15 protein-coding genes, 1 pseudogene and 1 riboswitch are annotated in these 17,340 nt (G+C 72.9%); of the genes and pseudogenes, 7 read left to right on the top strand and 9 right to left on the bottom strand.

Translation table 11 applies throughout. The annotated features are described in order from the left end of the window. Positions 1-18: 18 nt before the first annotated feature. From ACIBIW_RS33355 to ACIBIW_RS33325, 7 genes are all read right to left on the bottom strand, one after another. Positions 19-1,611: a long-chain-fatty-acid--CoA ligase gene (locus ACIBIW_RS33355; RefSeq protein ID WP_399341729.1), complete on the bottom strand. Its 1,593-nt coding sequence runs from the start codon at positions 1,609-1,611 to the stop codon at positions 19-21. A gap of 136 nt (positions 1,612-1,747) precedes the next feature. Continuing rightward, positions 1,748-2,269: an FcoT family thioesterase gene (locus ACIBIW_RS33350; RefSeq protein ID WP_399341728.1), complete on the bottom strand. Its 522-nt coding sequence runs from the start codon at positions 2,267-2,269 to the stop codon at positions 1,748-1,750. Positions 2,270-2,283: 14 nt separating this feature from the next. Continuing rightward, positions 2,284-3,174, bottom strand: a complete 891-nt coding sequence (locus ACIBIW_RS33345) for a TauD/TfdA dioxygenase family protein (protein WP_399341725.1) — start codon at positions 3,172-3,174, stop codon at positions 2,284-2,286. Positions 3,175-3,264: 90 nt separating this feature from the next. Next, entirely contained in the window at positions 3,265-3,501 is a 237-nt protein-coding gene (locus tag ACIBIW_RS33340) for an acyl carrier protein (protein WP_399341723.1), read from the bottom strand. Next, positions 3,498-4,550 (bottom strand): beta-ketoacyl-ACP synthase III, encoded by a 1,053-nt coding sequence (locus tag ACIBIW_RS33335; protein WP_399341721.1) that lies wholly within the window; start codon positions 4,548-4,550, stop codon positions 3,498-3,500. The genes ACIBIW_RS33340 and ACIBIW_RS33335 overlap by 4 nt, the downstream gene beginning before the upstream one ends. A 49-nt stretch (positions 4,551-4,599) precedes the next feature. Beyond that, positions 4,600-5,979: an MFS transporter gene (locus ACIBIW_RS33330; protein ID WP_399341719.1), complete on the bottom strand. Its 1,380-nt coding sequence runs from the start codon at positions 5,977-5,979 to the stop codon at positions 4,600-4,602. A gap of 261 nt (positions 5,980-6,240) precedes the next feature. Then, entirely contained in the window at positions 6,241-6,993 is a 753-nt protein-coding gene (locus ACIBIW_RS33325) for an aspartyl/asparaginyl beta-hydroxylase domain-containing protein (protein ID WP_399341717.1), read from the bottom strand. Positions 6,994-7,512: 519 nt separating this feature from the next. Between ACIBIW_RS33325 and ACIBIW_RS33320 the strand changes: the two are divergent. From ACIBIW_RS33320 to ACIBIW_RS33295, 6 genes and pseudogenes are all read left to right on the top strand, one after another. Further along, positions 7,513-7,773 (top strand): annotated as a pseudogene (locus tag ACIBIW_RS33320) (iron chelate uptake ABC transporter family permease subunit); the annotation flags it as partial. 170 nt (positions 7,774-7,943) lie between these two features. Further along, positions 7,944-8,145: riboswitch (cobalamin riboswitch) on the top strand. A 76-nt stretch (positions 8,146-8,221) separates the two neighbouring features. Beyond that, positions 8,222-9,226, top strand: a complete 1,005-nt coding sequence (locus tag ACIBIW_RS33315) for an ABC transporter substrate-binding protein (protein ID WP_399341714.1) — start codon at positions 8,222-8,224, stop codon at positions 9,224-9,226. After that, the gene (locus tag ACIBIW_RS33310; protein ID WP_399341712.1) at positions 9,223-10,317 is read left to right on the top strand and encodes a FecCD family ABC transporter permease; all 1,095 of its coding nucleotides are present in this window, start codon (positions 9,223-9,225) and stop codon (positions 10,315-10,317) included. Before ACIBIW_RS33315 ends, ACIBIW_RS33310 begins: the two co-directional genes overlap by 4 nt. Then, positions 10,314-11,162 carry an ABC transporter ATP-binding protein gene (locus ACIBIW_RS33305; protein ID WP_399341710.1) on the top strand — a complete coding sequence of 283 codons (849 nt, stop codon included), beginning with the start codon at positions 10,314-10,316 and terminating at the stop codon, positions 11,160-11,162. The genes ACIBIW_RS33310 and ACIBIW_RS33305 overlap by 4 nt, the downstream gene beginning before the upstream one ends. Continuing rightward, entirely contained in the window at positions 11,159-11,971 is an 813-nt protein-coding gene (locus ACIBIW_RS33300) for a (2Fe-2S) ferredoxin domain-containing protein (protein WP_399341708.1), read from the top strand. The genes ACIBIW_RS33305 and ACIBIW_RS33300 overlap by 4 nt, the downstream gene beginning before the upstream one ends. 246 nt (positions 11,972-12,217) lie before the next feature. Then, on the top strand, positions 12,218-13,144 hold the full coding sequence (locus ACIBIW_RS33295; protein WP_399341706.1) for a LysR family transcriptional regulator: 927 nt from the start codon (positions 12,218-12,220) through the stop codon (positions 13,142-13,144). Positions 13,145-13,172: 28 nt separating this feature from the next. Here ACIBIW_RS33295 and ACIBIW_RS33290 read toward each other — a convergent pair whose 3' ends face one another. Then, positions 13,173-14,165 (bottom strand): Lrp/AsnC family transcriptional regulator, encoded by a 993-nt coding sequence (locus ACIBIW_RS33290; RefSeq protein ID WP_399341704.1) that lies wholly within the window; start codon positions 14,163-14,165, stop codon positions 13,173-13,175. A 206-nt stretch (positions 14,166-14,371) separates the two neighbouring features. Here ACIBIW_RS33290 and ACIBIW_RS33285 point away from each other — a divergent pair, with 206 nt between their 5' ends. Next, positions 14,372-15,736 (top strand): glycine cleavage T C-terminal barrel domain-containing protein, encoded by a 1,365-nt coding sequence (locus ACIBIW_RS33285; protein ID WP_399341702.1) that lies wholly within the window; start codon positions 14,372-14,374, stop codon positions 15,734-15,736. A 6-nt stretch (positions 15,737-15,742) separates the two neighbouring features. Here ACIBIW_RS33285 and ACIBIW_RS33280 read toward each other — a convergent pair whose 3' ends face one another. Further along, positions 15,743-17,029 carry an alpha/beta hydrolase-fold protein gene (locus ACIBIW_RS33280; RefSeq protein ID WP_399341700.1) on the bottom strand — a complete coding sequence of 429 codons (1,287 nt, stop codon included), beginning with the start codon at positions 17,027-17,029 and terminating at the stop codon, positions 15,743-15,745. Positions 17,030-17,340: the final 311 nt, after the last annotated feature.

The following is a 17,340-nucleotide window of genomic DNA, read 5'->3' as shown; positions in this document are numbered from 1 at the left end:
CCAGTGGTTTGCGACGGCTCAGTTGACCTTGCGGTCCCGGTCCTTCCAGAGCGGGTCGCGCAGCCGCCGCCGGAGGATCTTGCCGCTGGGGTTGCGCGGCACCCTGTCGACGAACGTGTACCGCGCGGGCAGTTTGAAGGCGGCGAGCCGAGTCGTCAGGAAGGTGTGCAGGTCCCGCGGTGTCAGGCTGGTGCCCCCGACCGGCACCACGAAGGCGTGCACGCACTCGCCCCAGCGGTCGTCGGGGGCACCGACCGCGACGGCCTCGGCGACACCTGGATGGTGTTCGAGCGCGTTCTCGATCTCGGCCGGATAGACGTTCTCACCCGCGACGAGCACGGCGTCCTTGAGCCGGTCGTGGATGTACAGGCGGCCGTCGGCGCCGAGGTATCCGGCGTCCCCCGTGCGCACCCAGCCGTCGACGAGGGTCTCGGCGGTCCGCTCGGGCAGTCCCCAGTACTCGACCATGCGCGCGGGCGTGCGCAGGCGTACCTCCCCGACGGTGCCGGTCGGCAGCGCGGTGCCGTTCTCGTCGGTGACGGCGCACCCCACACCCGGGTACGGGCGTCCCGCCGCGCGCAGCAGGGGGCTGCCGGGGACATGGTCGGCGGGCGGCAGGCAGACAGCGGTGTTGCCGGTCTCGGTCAGACCGTAGATCTGGGCGAGGTCGCACCGCAGTACGTCGATACTCCGCTCCAGCAGCGCCTCGGAGATCGGGGAGCCGCCGTAGACGACCTTGCGGAGGGTGGCGAAGTCCGCCGCGGTCACACCGGGTTCGGCCAGCATCATCCGCAGCATGGCGGGAACCACGCAGGCGGTGGTGACCTTGAGGCCGCGGACGAGCGAGACGGCCGCGCGGGCGTCGAAGGCCCGCATCGCCGCCACGGTCGTTCCGGCGTTGAAGTTCTGGGTGGCCCACCACAGTCCGCCGACGTGGAATCCGGGGATTCCCACCAGGGCGACGTCGCCCCGGCGCCAGTCGATCCAGTCGACACCGGCCGCGGCCATCGCGTCCCGGATCGCGAAGAAGCTCCGGTGGGCGAGGACCACCCCTTTGGGCAGACCGGTGGTGCCACTGGTGTAGAGCTGGGCCACGGGGGTGTCCTCGGTGGCGCCGGAGACCGTGTCGGCGGGAGGGTGCGCGGCCTTCCAGGACGCGTAGCGCTCCGGCGGATCGAGCGGCACGACGTGCTCCGGCGGGCCCGTGGTGAGCCCGTCGGTGACGTGCCTGAACTCGTCTTCGAGGAAGAGCAGCCGGGTGCCGGAGTCCTGGAGTATGTGCTCCACCTCGGGCGTGGTGAGCCGCCAGTTGACGGGGATCAGCACAGTGCCGCTCTTCGCGCACCCGAAAAGGATCTCGTAGTACCGCTCGGACTCCCGGCCCAGGTAGGCCACCCGGTCACCCGGGCCGAGTCCGGCCGCCAGCAGCGCGCGTGCCACCCGGTTGCTGCCGAGGTGCAGTTCCTCGTAGGTCAGGGCACGGTCCTCGCAGCGCACCGCCACTGTGTCCGGGGTGCGCGCGGCGTGGTGTCCCGTCGTCGCGTCCAGGGTGCGCAGTTCGGGGTGGTGGGCGCGGGGGCCGGGGGCCCGGTCGGTCGCGGGTACTTCCACGGGTCCGCCTCCTTCCTGTCGAGCCGTCTTCTCGGCGTTGTCGGGTGTGTTCGGGTCGGCCCGGCCGGTCGGACGGGCTCACCGGGGCGCGGTGCGGTGCGCCGTCATCCCGGTACGGAGACCGGCGGGCGGACCGTCAGGGGATGTTGACGAAGGCGAGGACGGCCTCGCCGCCGCACCGGCCTCCCGCGCTGTCCCAGCAGCGGTAGTGGGAGTCGGCGTGCAGGAAGGGGGCCGCGCCGTCGGGCGCACGCCGGACGGGGGAGCTGATCTCCAGTTCGGCGGTGAAGTGGCGCGGGTCGACCGGACGGCGGAAACGGGCCGTGAACCGGGCGATCAGGATGTCGGGCAACTGGTGGCGCCAGAAGTCGTCCAGCGTCCAGTCACCGAGCCCGTTCAGCAGGCTCTCGCGCACGGACACGGCGACGAGGTAGTACATCATCTGGTTGTAACAGATGTTCACCTCAACGGAGTTGAGGTGACCGGTGTCGTCGATGTAGCAGGATTCCGGGATCTCGCAGGCCGAGCGGACCGTGACGCGGGTGCCGTCGCGGCCGGTGACGAGGGCGTCCCGTATGTAGCGGCAGTGTCCCTTGTAGGGCGCGAGCACCTGGGCGAGCAGTTCGGGATCGGTGCGGACGGTGTGTGGCGGCGCCACTGCCCGGGGATTCCTCATGCCGTCGTGAGCCCGTCGTGGAGCTTGCGGTCGTCGTGGACGGTGACCCGGTACGAGACGGTCGGCTCCGGTGTCGCGGTGTGCCGCGCCCGGTGGATGAGGCTGCGGTTGTCCCAGATCAGCAGGTCGCCCTTGACGGGGCTCAGCAGGTGGACGTTCTCGTGCTCGAAGGTGTCGTCGAGCTGGCCGGTGGCCTCGAACAGGCGCCGCAGCAGGTCGCCGTCCAGTTCGTCGCCCGCGCCGTCCTCGATGCCGACGGTGAAGCCCTCGCTGAGGTAGAGGACGGTCTCGCCCGTCATGGGGTGGAGGAAGGCGGTGGGCTGCACGACGGCGGGTGTCCTGCGCTCGACCTCGTCGATGATCTCGGATATCGGCCGGTACACGTCGTGCGGACGGATCTTGAAATACTTCCGCACCGAGTGCCGGCACCTGGTGCCGGCGATCTCCCGCTTGAGGTCCCCGGGAAGCCGCTCGTACGCCCTTCCCATGTCGATGTAGTAGGTGCCGCGGTTGCGCGCCGGGATCACCTGGGGGTAGATCAAAGTGATGCCGAAGGGGTCGGGCATGAACTGGTAGTCCGCGTGCCAGAACTTGCCGGTCTTCGGGACGCCGATCTGCTGCCCGTTCTCGGGCACGTTCGAGGAGACGAATATCTCCTCGAACTCGGGGTGGTGGTACATGGGCTCGTAGTACGCCTCCGGGCGGCCGAGTCGCGTGCCGAAGTCCAGGAACTGACGCGCAGTCAGGTCCTGGTCCCTGAGCACGACCATCTTGCTCGTGTAGACGGCCTGCTTCAGCTTGTCGATGTCGGCTTCCGAGGCCGTCGTGTGGTCGAAGTCCTCGACGGTGACCCCGAACGTGGTACCGGGCCGTTCCGCGATCCTCATGGGTTCTCGCTCCTCACGCGTTACCTTGCGGTGGGTTCTTCGTTCGCCCCGGCAGTGCGGCCGGGACACCGCCTCGCGGGCGGTCGGCGTTCATCCGGCGCGCCGGGCACCGATCAGTTCGGCGGTCCCGGCGAGGGTGAGTTCGGCGCCGAGTTCCGCGTCGTCCAGGACGACACCGAGGCGGCGCTCGACGCGCATGCTGATCTCGATCAGAGAGAGCGAGTCCAGGTCGAGTTCGCCGAAGGTGGTTGCGGGACCGATGCGTTCCGGGGTCTCGTCACTCAACTCCACGACGATTCGGACGAGTTCCTCGTAGATGTCGTTCATACCGGTGTGTCGGCTCTCTGGTGGGGCGGATGGTGCGGAGTGCGGGGCCCGGGCCAGGAGAGAAGGCACGAGCCCCAGGTGAGTCCCCCGCCGAAGGCGGTCAGCAGGACCGGTCGCCTTGCCGGCAGGTCGCGGCGGGAGGCGATGTCCGCGAGGGCGAGCGGGATGGAGGCGGCTCCCGTGTTGCCGGCCGTCTCCACATGGGTGGCGCAGCGCTCGCGGGGCACCCCGAGTTCGTCGGCGACCGACCGCAGGATGCGGAGGTTGGCCTGGTGGGGTACGAACAGGGCCACGTCCCGGGGCTTCAGCCCCGCCTGGTCCAGCGTGGAGCGGGCCGACCTGGCCATCCGGGTGACGGCGTGCCGGTACACCTCGCGTCCGCGCATCGTGAAGTGGTGACCGCCCGCCGCGTCGGGCACCCGCCGGCGGGAACCGCCCGCGGCCACCATGATCAGGTCCTCGTGGCTCCCGTCGCTACCGAGGTCGAAGTACCCCACGGCGCCGGGTTCTGCCGCCTCCCCGGCCCGTAGCACGACGGCTCCGGCTCCGTCTCCGAAGATGACCGCGTTGGCACGGTCATCGGGGTCCACGATGGCCGAGTAGACGTCCGCGCCGACGAGCAGGACCCGCCGTGCCACGCCCGCCGCGATCAGGCCGGAGGCCGAGGCCAGCCCGTAGACGAACCCGGTGCAGACCGCACTCACGTCGAACGCGGCGACGCCACGGAGACCGAGCCGGGAGGCGACCAAGGGGGCGGTGGCCGGGCAGGTGCGGTCGGGGGTGGTCGTCGCGACGATGACGGCGTCGACGGCCCCGGAGCCGTCGAGGTCGACCGCCCGCCGTCCCGCCTCGACGGCCAGGTCCGACGTCGCCTGCCCGGGGCCGGCCCGATGGCGGCGGCGAATCCCGGTACGGGTCCGTATCCAGGCGTCATCGGTGTCCAGTCGGAGCGCCAACTCGTCGTTGGTGACGACACAGGGCGGCAGCCACCCCGCGACGGCGGACAGCACCGCGTGGCGAGGGGTGGGCGATCCAGCGGTAGCGGACATCTCGCGCTCCAGGGGGGAACGGACTTCGGCGGCAGGACGGCGGGGCGGGTCAGGGCGGTGCCCGGTGGCGGACGGCCGCCGTCGCCACCGCGCCGCAGCCGAGCGCCACCGCGATGGTGAGGACGGCGCCACGAACGCCGGACAGGGACGCGTCGCCGCCGAACGCGGCCACCAGGGCGGCCAGTCCGACCGCGCCGCCGACCTGGAGAGAAGTCGAGGCGAGACCCGAGGCGACACCCTGGTCGCCGGGCGCCACCCCGAGGGATGCCGTGACCCACATGCCGGTCCACACCGCCCCCTGACCGAGACCGAGCAGCACGATCCCCGGTACGAGGCGGACGTAAGAGCCTTCGGCGGTGAGGCACAGGGCGAGCGCGGCGCTTCCGAGCGCCCCGAGGGCCAGTCCCCCGGCGAGCAACCACCCGGCCCCCCGGCCGGCCAGCACCCGAGCACCCCAGCGCGTACCCGCCGCGACCACGAATGAGGGCAGCAGGAACGCGAGCCCGGTGGCGAACGCCCCGTAGCCGCGCAGCCCTTGGAAGTAGCGCGTGAGAAAGTACGGCAGTGCGCTGAAGGTGGCACTGAACAGCGCCGTGACCCCGAGGGCCACTGTCAGGCCACGGTGCGCGAACAGTCGCGACGGCACCAGTGGGTCGCGAAAGCGGTGTTCCACGGCGACGAACACACCGAGGAGCACACCCGCGAGGGCCGCGGCCACCGGCACCGACGCGTCGTTCCAGCCCGCGTCGGGCACCCGCACGAGCAGGAACACCAGCAACGTGACTCCCGCCGTACCCGTCACCGCGCCGGGGACGTCCAGGCGGCGGGTGCCGTCCCCTGGCCCGTCGGCGGGGAACAGCAGCAGGCCCCCGAACGCGGCGGACACGGCCAGGGGGACGTTCACGAAGAACACCGCGGGCCAGCCGAAGCCCGCCACCAGCACACCGCCGAGGAGCGAGCCGAAGCTGAGTCCCCCCGCTCCCGCGGCGCCCCAGATCGCCAGCGCGCGATGCCGCTCGGGGCCCTCGGCGTGGAGGGTGTTGACGAGGGAGAGAGTCGCCGGGAACAGGAGCGATCCGGCGAGCCCCTGGACCGCACGGACCGCCACCAGCACCCCCGGCGCCCACGCCAGGGCGCCGACCAGGGACGAGATCGCGTAGCCGAGCGCCCCGGCGAGGAACATCCGGCGCCTGCCCAGCAGGTCCGTCGCCCTGCCGCCGAGCAGCAGGAATCCCCCCGTCGCGACGACATAGGCGTTCACCACCCACTGGAGGTCGGAGGCGGCGAAGCCCAGCCGGTCGCCGATCGTCGGCAGCGCGACATAGACCACGTTGTAGTCGAGGGAAATGATCAACTGGGCGAGCGCCAGGACGGCGAGGGGGCGCACGAGGCGGGAGCGCACGGTGTGGCTGGATTCCTGGGCGGGCATTCTCGATCACCTCCTTCGGCGCGGGGAGACCCTGCTGCTGACATCGCGTTGTGGGGGACGCGTGCGGGCACACGCACATCGCCGACGCGCGGCGACGGCGCGTCCGATCCGTTCCCGTGTCCGTTCCGCGTGTTCTCGGGCACACCCGCGCCAGGCATGAGTGCCTGAGCCCCGGGCAGGCAGGCCCGCACCGCGTGGCGCGGTGGCGGGTCCGCGGCGCCTCTGGCTACGGCGGTGCCTCGCCCGGACCCCGCGACGCCGTCATGCCCCGTCCAGGAGTCGGCGGACTTCCCGTACCACCGTGGTGAGCGCCATGCGTTCGGGGAGTGTGGTTTCCGGGTGCCACAGATCGGCGAGGAGGCAGGTGCGCGGGCGGTCTCCGTCGTTGCGCGCCTCGTGTTCGAAGGAGTAGTCGAAGAGCAGGCAGCGGCCCTCCACCCAGGAACGGCTCTCTCCCGCCACGGTGATCAGGCAGCCGGGCGGGATGTCCACGGCCAGGTGCAGGTTGATGGTGAAGTTCCACAGGTCGCAGTGCGCCGGCACCACCGCACCGGGCAGGAGCGTGGAGAAGTGGCACTCCAGCAGGGGGCAGATGAGGCCGGTGTCCACGGCGTACTCACGCAGCACGCGGGAGGCGGTGGGCATGATCCGCGCGGCCTGCGGCACTTGGGCGCCGTCTCGGTAGAGGTGGAGAGCCTGCCAGTCCTGCTGGCTGCGCAGATAGTGCTGGTAGTCGTGGAAGTCCGCGCGGCGCCGCGCCCACGCGTCGGCCAGCTCGGCCTTGATGGCCCCGTGCTGCGACTCCAGTTCCCTGGCGAAGGCGACGATCTCGTCGTGCCCGTACGGATCGTGCCAGGGCGTCGGCGAGATGCCCGGCAGGATCCACCGTGCGTTCCGCTGAAGCGGGTGTCGCTCTCCCCGGCCCGGCTCCAGCATCTTCTCCACCCGGGCCAGGGAATCTCGGCCGTGTTCCTCCTTGATGCGCGCGAATACGTCTTCTGTGTCAGGCGTCATGCGACTCCCCTGAAACTCGCCCTGGAGCGGCTGTCCCGGTCCCGCGTCGCGCCGGCCGGCGGATGCCGCGATCCGCTCTGCCGCCCGGCCCCGGACGCGCTGGTCGTTCATGAGGTGGTGCCACACGAATCGGGCGCCGTCCTGGTAGTCGGCCGCCGTCGCACCAAAGTTCCCGCTGACACCGTTTCCTCGACACCGCTTCGCCGATCCTCGCTCCACACAGGGGTAGTCGGCCCGGTCCGGGCATTGGTTCCCGGCCTCCCCCACAACTCGCCGACCGGTACCCGCGCCCCCTCGCTACCTTCCGCATGCCAGTCCGTGCCACAACCGGGGCCAGGGAATCCGGTGCGAATCCGGAGCTGACGCGCAGCGGTGAGGGGGACGGGCGGGGCCCACCACGCCACTGGAGGGCGGCGAACCGGCCTCTGGGCCGCCCGTCGCCTCCGGGAACGCGCCCGCGGGGCCTGCTGTTCTGGCTGCCGGGCGCTGCGCGGGGCCGACTGGGGCGACGTGGCCGTCGCCGCCGCCGTCCTCACCGCGGTCCTGGTCAGCGCCGCGGGCGCGATCGGCTTCGTGGGCTCGTTCTGCCCCGCGCCACCCACGCGGTCACCGCACGCCCGTCTGCTGCCCGTCACCACGCTGGCAGGGGCGGTGTTCCTGGTGTGGGTGGACATCGCGGCACGCACCGTGCTCGACCCGCAGGAGGTACCGGTGGGCGTGGCGACGTCGGGGGCGCTCCGGAACCGTCGCTTCTGGCGTTGGCCGGCCTGGAACGGTTGAAGGCCCGGTTCGACGTGCCGGTTCTGGTCTCCCCGTCCCGGAAGTCGTTTCTGCGGACACGCACCGGCAGCGCCCTGCCCGAAATCGGTCCGGCCACGCTGGCGGTGGATCGCCTCCTCCCGGAGAGCGAGATCACTCCTGCCGCCCCGGGCGCCCGCCGGCCCACTTGGTATTTTCTCCGTTGCCGTGGTGTTCGGGAAACCGGTCGGAGTCCGGTGCGGCCCTCGCCACTGTTGCCGCGGAGCACCGCGGCCCCCGCTGACCGGCTCGCCGCCGGTCAGGGCCACTGGGCGGGACGGACCCGCCCGGGAAGGCCGGCCGCGGCGTGTCGAAGCGGAAGCCAGGAGACCGGCCACGGCGCGACATGTTCCACGAGGGTTTTGGAGAACACGTGCCCATCGGTCTGCGCCCGTACAGATCCCACCGTTCCATACGCCCCCGGGCCCGCGTGCGCGTCGCCCACGCGCTGGCGCTCTGCCTGTCCGCCGTCGCGCTCGGCGCCTGCACGGGCGCCCCCGCCCCCAGCACATCGGACTCATCCAGCGACTCCGGCGGTACGGCCAAGGCAGCCGCGCCCGTCACCGTGCGAAGCTGCGGGACCGACGCCACCGTCAAGGCGCCGCCCGGAAGGCTCGTCACCCTCAACGAGGGCTCCACCGAGGTGGCCCTCGCCCTCGGCCTCCAGTCCCGTATGGCCGGCACCGCCTACCTCGACGACTCCATCCCCGCGAAGTGGAAGACGGCCTACGACTCCGTCCCGGTGCTCTCCAAGGAGTACCCGACGAAGGAGAAACTGCTCGCGGCCCGCCCCGACTTCCTCTACGCCTCCTACTCAAGCGCCTTCACCGGCAAGGTCGCCGGCACCCGCGCCGAACTGCGGGCCGAGGGCATCCCCTCCTACCTGTCACCGTTCGGCTGCGGCGACGACAAGCAGGTGCCGCCGGTGTCCTGGGAGACGGTGTGGGGCGAGGTCAACGACGTCGCCAAGCTCTTCGGCGTCACCGGGAAGGGCGCCGCGATCGAACGACAGCAGAAGCGGGAACTCGACGGGCTGAGGACCGACGCCGCTGGCAAGGGCCTCAAGGCGCTCTGGTACGACTCGAACACCAAGACGCCCTACGTCGGCGCGGGCCACGGCGGGCCCCAGCTCATCCTCGACGCGGTGGGCGCCCGCAACGTCTTCGAGAAGCTGCCGGGCGGCTGGCAGAGCGCGAGCTGGGAGAAGGTCGCCGCGGCCGACCCGGACGTCATCGTGCTCGCGGACGCCGACTGGGACACGGCACGCTCCAAGATGCGCTACCTGGAGCACGACCCGGTCCTCGGCAAGCTCACCGCCGTACGGCACAAGGCGTTCGTGGTGGTGCCGTTCTCCGAGTCGACGCCCGGAGTGCTGCTCGCCGACGGCGCCGCACGGGTGGCGGACGGGCTGGCGAAGCTGCACCCCGGCTCATGACCGCCCCACCGCGCACCGCAGCACCGCACACCGCAGCGCGCCCGGCAGGCTCCGGCCGGGCGGCGGCCATCCTGTGCCTCGCCCTGGCGGTCCTGCTGGCCGCCATGATCCTCGGCCTCGCCGTCGGCTCGCAGCACGAGCCACCGGGCACCGTGCTCGACGTCGTCGCCCGCCGCCTCGGACTCGGCAACCCCCCGGTGACGCTGCTCGACGACCAGATCGTCTGGCAGCTCCGGCTGCCACGGGTCCTCGGGGCCGCCGCCACCGGCGCGGGCCTCGCGGTCTGCGGCGCCGTACTCCAGACCCTGACCGGCAACGACCTCGCCGACCCCTATCTGCTCGGCATCTCCGACGGCGCGGCTGCGGGAGCGGTCAGCGTGATCGTCCTCGGCCTCGGAGGCGCGGGCGCCGCCGCCACGGGAGCGGTCTCCACGGCCGCCTTCGCCGGCGCCCTGCTCTCCGTCGCGCTGGTGCTCGCGCTCTCCGGCGCGGGTACCCGCTCGCTGTCCGCCGCCAGGACCGTGCTCGCCGGGATCGCGGTGGGGCAGATGTGCGGCGCGTACACGTCGTTCGTCGTCCTCGTCCTCGGCGACCGGGACGCCGCGCGCGGTGTGATGGAGTGGACGCTCGGCTCGCTGGCGGGCGTACGGTGGCCCACCGCCGTCTTCCTGGCCGCCGTGGCGCTGACCGGCACGGCGGTGATGACATCCGCGGCCCGGGACCTCGACGCCTTCGCCTTCGGCGAGACCGCCGCCCGCTCCGTCGGCGTCCATGTGGAGCGCACCCGCCGGCTTCTCATCGCCACCGCCGCTCTGGTCACCGCCTGCCTGGTCGCCCACACGGGCGTCATCGGCTTCCTCGGCCTCGTCGTACCCCATCTGGTACGGCTCGTCTGCGGCCCACGGCACGGACTGCTGCTGCCCGTGTCGGCGCTGCTGGGCGCCACGCTGCTGGTCGGCAGTGACATCGCGGCACGCTCCGTGCTCCCCGACCGCGAGATCCCGGTCGGCGTCGTCACCGCCGGGCTCGGAGCGCCCTTCTTCGCCTGGCTGCTGTGGCGCAGGGGCCGTAGCGAGCAGGCACCCCGGTGAACGCGGCACCACAGGACGGCACGCTCCCGGGCTGTGCGGCCCCCGCGGTACTGCGCGCCGACGGCCTGGTCGTACGCGCCGGAGACGCCGTCCTGCTGGACGGGGTCACCCTCGACGTGGCGCCCGGCGCCGTCACGGGCCTGCTCGGTCCCAACGGGGCGGGGAAGACGACGCTGCTGCGCACGGTCGCCGGGCTCATGCGGCCCGACGCGGGGCGTGTCCTGCTCGACGGGCACGACCTCCACTCGCTCACACCGCGCCGCCGCGCGCGGCGCGTGGCCTTCATGGAGCAGCAGGCCGACACCCACCTCCCGCTGTCCGTCCGCGACGTCGTCGGCCTCGGGCGCACCCCGCACCGCGGCCGCTGGCCGGCCCCGGTGAGCGCGGCGACCGCCGACCACGAACGGTCGGTACTGACCGCCGCCTTCGCCGCCGCCGACATCGGCCACCTCCTCGACCGGGCCTGGCCCACCCTCTCCGGCGGCGAACGCCAACGGGTGCAACTCGCCCGCGCACTCGCCCAGGAGCCCCGGGTGCTCCTGCTCGACGAGCCCACCAACCACCTCGACCTGCGCCACCAACTCGGCTTCCTCAGCACCGTGCGGAGCCTGGGTGTCACCACCGTCGCCGCACTGCACGACCTGGAACTCGCCGCCGCCTACTGCGACGACATCGCCGTACTGCTCGACGGCCGCCTCATCGCCCACGGACCGCGCTCCGACGTACTCACCGCCGCCACCATCGCCCGCGCCTACGGGGTCGACGCGACCGTCGAACGCCACCCACGCCACGACCGGCCGCACATCCGGTGGAACGGGCTCCTCGCGGAAGGACAGCCACGATGACTCCCCCGGACACACCCACCCGGCGCCCGGCCACGCTCCTGGTCGGCATGTCGCTCGCCGAGGCCGACCGGCGCGACCTGCTCCTGCACACCGCCGCTCCACTCGGCGCCACCGTCGCCTTCCTCCAACAGGCCGACCCCTCCCTCTCCACCGAACTCACCAGACTCGCCGACAGGGGCACCACGACCGTCACCCTCATCGGCGTACGCCTCGCCTCCTCGGGTCCCGCCCACTCCTGGCTGCGGCGGATCGCCGCGCACTGGTGGCGCGAACGCCACGGCCACCGCCCCGAGTTGCTCGTCGCCACCCGACTCGCCGACTCACCGGACGCCATCGCCGCAGCGGCGACGGCAACGGGCGCGGGGACGGCGGGAGCTGTGGGGACGAAGCCGATCACGGGCGCCGAACCGGGACTGACGTCCGCCGCCTGGGAGGAGGTCACACACCACCGACACCAGGTCAGCGTGTGCCGGGGCCCGCGCTGCACCGCCAAGGGGGCCGAGGCCGCAACACGCGCCCTCGCCCTCGCACTCGCCGCGCACGGCCTCGGCGACGACGACGTACAACTCCTCCAGACCGGATGCCAGTACCCCTGCAACCAGGCCCCCGTGATCAATGTGCAGCCGGACGACGTCTGGTACGGGCACGTGGACCCGGCGGCAGCGGAGCGCATCGTGTCCGAACACCTCGTCGACGAAAGCCCGTTGGCGACCCACCGCCTCCCCCGCCACAGACGGAAACCAACCCCCCGCCCCGGCACCGCCTCTGACACCGGACTCCCACCGGGTGGCGCACCTCGGGCCCACTGAGCCGGGGCGGGACCGAGCGGTCAGAGGTCAGGCGGTGCCGCCGCCGTGCCCGCCACCCCGCTTACCCCCTCAACAACAACCGTGGCATAAATGCGCAGCTCAACGCCCTGAACTTGGCCATCCATGTCTTGTGGCTCCTGCCGGGGGGCACGGCCGGGCGGCTCCCGTCCGTGTGCCCCCGGGGACCTGCTGTTAGCGTGGCCTGACCCTGCCCGGAGGGGCCGCACGGGCGACGGGAGGAACGCCATGGACCGTGTCTCGCTGATGCACAGCTTCGTCGCCGTCGCCAGGGTCGGCAGCTTCAGCGGCGCCGCCAGGACACTCAACTTCTCCGGCTCCCTCGTCTCACGGCATGTCGCGGAGCTGGAGCGGCAGCTCGGCGTCCGGCTCGTCAACCGGACGGCCCGCTCGGTCAGCCTCACCGGGGCCGGACTGCGCTACGCCGAGTTCGCCGCGCGCATCCTCGACGAGATCGAGGAGGAGGACGCCGACATCTCCCGGACGCACGACAGGGCAGAGGGGACCCTCAGTGTCACCGTGCCCACCTGGCTCGGCAGTGTCGACCTGGCCGACGCGATGGCGTCGTTCGCCGCGGCGCACCCGAAGATCTCCGTCCGGTTCGAGCTGGGCGAACTGTCCCACCGCACCTACGACTTCCTCGACGGCGGCTTCGACGTCGCCCTGCACACCCAGGACCTCAGGGACTCCAGCGTCCGGCTGCGGAGGATCACCACGCTGCCCTTCGTGCTGTGCGCCTCGCGGGACTACCTCGAACGCCGCGGCACCCCGGCCCACGTCGACGACCTCGCGGAGCACGACTGCGTCGTCCACACCGATGACCCGGTGTGGCGGCTCGGCCCCGACCACGCCCCCGCCCCGTTCAGGACGCGCGACGCGGTGTACGTGTCCAACTCCTATCTCGCCCTCGGGCAGGCGGTCGCGCACGGCCGCGGCATCGCGCTGCTGCCCCAGTGGTCGGCGCGCGACGACCTCCTCTCCGGCAGGCTCCACGCCCTGCTCCCCGGGCTGGGCGTCCCCGAGCGGCCGCTGCACGCGATCTACGGGCCCGGGGACACCGTCCCCCGGAAGGTGAGCGTCTTCCTCGACTTCCTCACCGGGTGGTTCAGGGAGAACCCGCTCCCCGCGGTCCACGTCCCCGGCGGGCGGGGGTAGCGCGGCGCTTCGGGGGGTGGCCGCGTTCTCAGAGGTGGGCGGGGTGGACGAGGCGGCCGTTGCGGACGAGGGACGCGGCCTGTTTGAGGCGGCGGACCCGGATGCTGACCTCGTATCCCCTGACGCCGTCGACGTGGGCGAGGCGGTCGGCCAGGTAGCGGTAGAAGTCGGCGCCGTCCCTGGCGACGATCACGGCCATGATGTTGTGGCGGCCGCTCATGGCCCCGGCGTAGGCGCACTCGTCGTGCCGGCTGATCTCCTCGCCGATGCGCCGCAGCCGGGCCGGTTCGACCTGGACCCAGAGCGTCGCGTTCAGCTCGTAGCCGAGGCGCTCGGGGAGCGCGTCGACGTCGTAGCCGAGGGTGCCCGCGCTCTCCAGCGCACCGAGCCTGCGGGCGACGCGCCGCGTGGACCAGCCGGTGGCCCCGGCGAGCCGGGTGTGCGAGGCTCTGCCGTCCTCGGCGAGGGCGGCGAGGAGCGGCCCGTCCTCGGCCGCCGGTGTGATGAGGGGGCCGACGGGGGCGGTCCGCTCCGCCGTCAGCCGCGCCACCTGGGAGGGGGTGAGGGAGGCGCGGTGGCCGGTCCAGCCCGCGGTGCCCGGGGCGCCGAAGGAGTGGATGAGCAGGTCGACGCTGACGTCGAGGACGGGGGCCGCCCTGGGGAGCCGGCTCAGCAGGACGTCGTCGCGCTCGGCGCCCCCGGGCGAGCGGATGATGCAGATGATCTCCGAGCCGCCGGAGGCGATGTTGGCGTAGGCGATCTCGGGCCTGCGCACGAGCGCGTCGGCGAGGGGGCCGACGCGGTCGGGGCGGCAGCGCAGGCGCGCGACCCACTCGGCCCTGCCGTGCACGGCCGGGCTCGCCACACCGACCACGCGCAGCACACCGTCCCGGCGCAGGGCGCCGTAGCGCCGCGCGACGGTCTGCTCGGACACCCCGAGGACGTCGCCGATGCGGCGGAAGGGGGCGCGCGGGGCGCAGCGCAGAGCGTGGATGATTTTCCGGTCCAGGTCATCCGGCATGGAGGCATCTTCACCGATGCGGCGGTGCCGGTGGAAGTTCCCTGACGGATACGGCCGGTTCCGTTGGAGTTCCGCCTCGCCGGAAGGAGACTTGCGGCGAGCCCCTGGCGCCCCGATCCGCGCCGCAGGACCCGGGTTCCCGCCGCGCCGGTACGGGCTCTCCGACGCCTGCCGCGGGGCCCACCGCCTCTGGAGTGGAGTCGACCGTGAGCATCGCCGACAGGCAGCGCCGTGCATACGAGGCCCTTGCGGCAAGCGGTGCGGACGCGCCGTTCCTGACCGAGCGGCCCGCGCTGTTCAGCCCGGCCGCCGCCGCCCAGGACGCCCTGAACACCCGGGGCGCCTACGGCCGCTTCGCGCAGATCCTGCTGCCGCTCGAGTACACCGGCTGGGTCGAGGAGGCCACCGCCCACGTCAGGTCCTGCTACATCGGCGACTGGACCTCCCTGCACAAGGTCAGGGTGCGCGGGCCGCAGGCGCTGCCCTTCCTCGACCGGCTGGGCATGCGGGGCCTCTCCCGCTTCGGCATCGGACACGTCAGGCACCACGTCCAGCTCGACGACGACGGGTACGTCGCCTCCGAGGGGGTCCTCATCCGCGGCGGCGAGCGGGAGTTCGTCTACACGGCGGGCAGTTGCGACTGGCTGCTGTGGCGGTTCTCGCTCGGCGACTGGGACGCCGAGGTCACCGACATCAGCCCGGAGCGCTTCCTCTTCGGCGTCCAGGGCCCCGCCTCCCTGCCCACCCTGGAGAAGGCCACCGGCGGGAGCCTCCGCGACCTCGGCTTCGGCCGCGGCCGCCGCGCCGACCTGGGCGGCGTCCCCGTCGACGTCCTGCGCACCGGCATCTCGGGCGAACTCGGCTACGAGGTCCACGGGGGCGCAGACGACGCCGGGGCGGTCTGGTCGGCCGTCCTCGCCGCGGGCGAGGAGTTCGGCATCCGGCAGCTCGGTTTCCGCTCCCAGCCGGTCCAGCACATCGAGGCCGGCATCGCCACCAACGGGCTCGACTACCTGCCCTCGGCCCTGCTGACCCCCGGAGCACCGCGCCAGTTCCGGCGCGGCACCCCCGGCGGCAGCTTCGTCCCGGCCGGTGGCGTCGCCGACTACTTCCGCACCCCGGGCGAACTCGGCTGGGGCTTTCGCGGGGGCGTGCCCGAGCGCGAGTTCACCGGTCGTGACGCCCTCGCGGCGCAGTACGCGCGGGGCGGGCCGAGCCGCGTGCTGGTCGGCCTGGTGTGGAACGCGGGCGACGTCGCCGAGATCCTCACCTCGCTCACCGGCGCGGGCGACATCCCCGACCAGATGGAGGTCCCCCGCGCCCCTGGCCCGCACTTCGACCAGGTCACCGCCGCGGGCGAGCCGGTCGGCATCGCGACCGGCCGCACCCTCAGCCCCACCCTGCGGGCCACCGTCTCCCTCTGTGTCATCGCCCGCGAACACGCCGCCCCCGGCACACCGGTCGACGTGACCTGGGGCAGGCGGGGCACCCCGCAGCGCACCGTCAGGGCCACCGTCGCCGCGCTCCCGTTCAAGCCCGACCGCCGTCGTACGGACGTCGGCGGCCTCTGAGGCACGTCACACCGCCGTCGTGCCTGCCCCCTGGTGTGCGTGGGCGACGCCCTCGATGAGGGCCGCCGCCCAGCAGCAGTGGTCGTGGCCGCCGCGGTACACGTCGAGGGAGGCGTGGAACCCCCGGGCCGTCAGCAGGATGTGCAGCCTGCGCGAGTCGTCGCGCATCGGGCCCTCGTGGGAGCCGACGTCGATGTGGATGCGCGTGTCGGCGACCGGTGCCGCCGCGAACTGCTCGTACAGCCAGGTGTCGCCGTCGGCCAGGAGCTGCGCCGGCCGGGAGGTCATGCCGGGGCGCCACCAGGTGGAGGGCGACTGGGCGAGCACGGTGCCGAAGGCGGCCGGCCTGCGCAGGGCCGCGGTGAGTGCGGTGAGGCCGCCGAGGCTCTGTCCGCACAGGACGGTGCGGTGGGTTCCCGCCCAGCCGGGGATGCCGGCCGTCACGGCGGGCAGGACCTCGTCGGCGAGGGTGTCGACGAAGCGGGGGTTGGCGCCGAGTTGGCGCATCCGCCCGGCGACGTCCGCGGGCGCCTCGATGCCGAGGACGGCCGTGGGCGGGAGCCTGCCCGACCGGGTCGCGGCGGTGACGGCGGCGGTGACGCCGTACCGGTCGAACCACTTGTCCCCGTCGAGCAGGACGAGCAGCCCCATCCGCGTCCCGGGTGCGGCGTCGGGGACGAAGCGCCGTGCGCGGTGGGTGGTGCCGTCCGCGGTCCTGAAGTCGAAGGCGTCGGTGCGGCCCCCGGGGGCGCCGCGGGGCGCGGTGAGCCATTCGGCCAGGGACGGGGCGCCGTCGAGTTCGATCATCGATCCGAAGGGGCTCGCCGCCCGGGTGTTGAGGGGGTCGGCACGGTCGTCGGGCAGCCCGCGCGCGGAGCCGCCCCGGGGGCCCCGCGGTGTCAGGTGCGGGTCGTCGGGTCCGAAGGGGTGGATGCGGTAGCTGCACCGCAGGCCCGTGGGCAGTCGCAGGCTGACATACCAGAGGTCGGTGCCCGCCATGCGGCGCATCATCCCCCGGGGTGCGAGGTGCTTGTCGGTGACGCGGTTGAGCAGCGCGTAGACCCCCGCCAGCGGCGCGGGGCCGCCGCTGCCCGTCCATGAGGTCTCGCGCCACACCACGGTGACCAGGCGCTCCTCCGGGGACCCCGGGACCGGTTCGACGAGGGGGGTGCCGCTGTCGGCCGCCTCCTTCCAGAAGCCCTCCACCGCTCGGGCCCCCTGCGCTCCCACCTCGTCCAACAGCCGCCGTAGCCGCGGACTTTCGATGTCCGGCGCTGCTGTGGCGTCGCCCATGGTGTCTCGCTCCCCGGATAGAAACCTGCGATACAAAGTTAGGCAAGCCTAACTTAACTGGCGGGAGCTACCGATGCGCGTACTGGTGGCAGGACCGCCGCTGTACGGGCTGCTGTAGCCGATGCTGTCTCCGTACGCAGGCCCTGCGTACGGAGGGGCACGAGGTCGTGGTGGCCAGCGCCGGGGCGTTCACGCGGCGGGTCGCGCAGGCCGGTCTCGTGGGCTTCGTCCCGCAGGAGGCCCATCTGTTCGAGGGCGACATCGCGGAGAACATCCGCTACGGGCGTCCCGACGCGAGCGGCGCGGAGGTC

Origin of the sequence: Streptomyces sp. NPDC050560 (assembly GCF_044457285.1) — a bacterium.
Lineage (GTDB): Bacteria > Actinomycetota > Actinomycetes > Streptomycetales > Streptomycetaceae > Streptomyces.
Note: the sequence above shows the minus strand (reverse complement) of the source record. Positions and strands in the feature narration are given on the sequence as shown.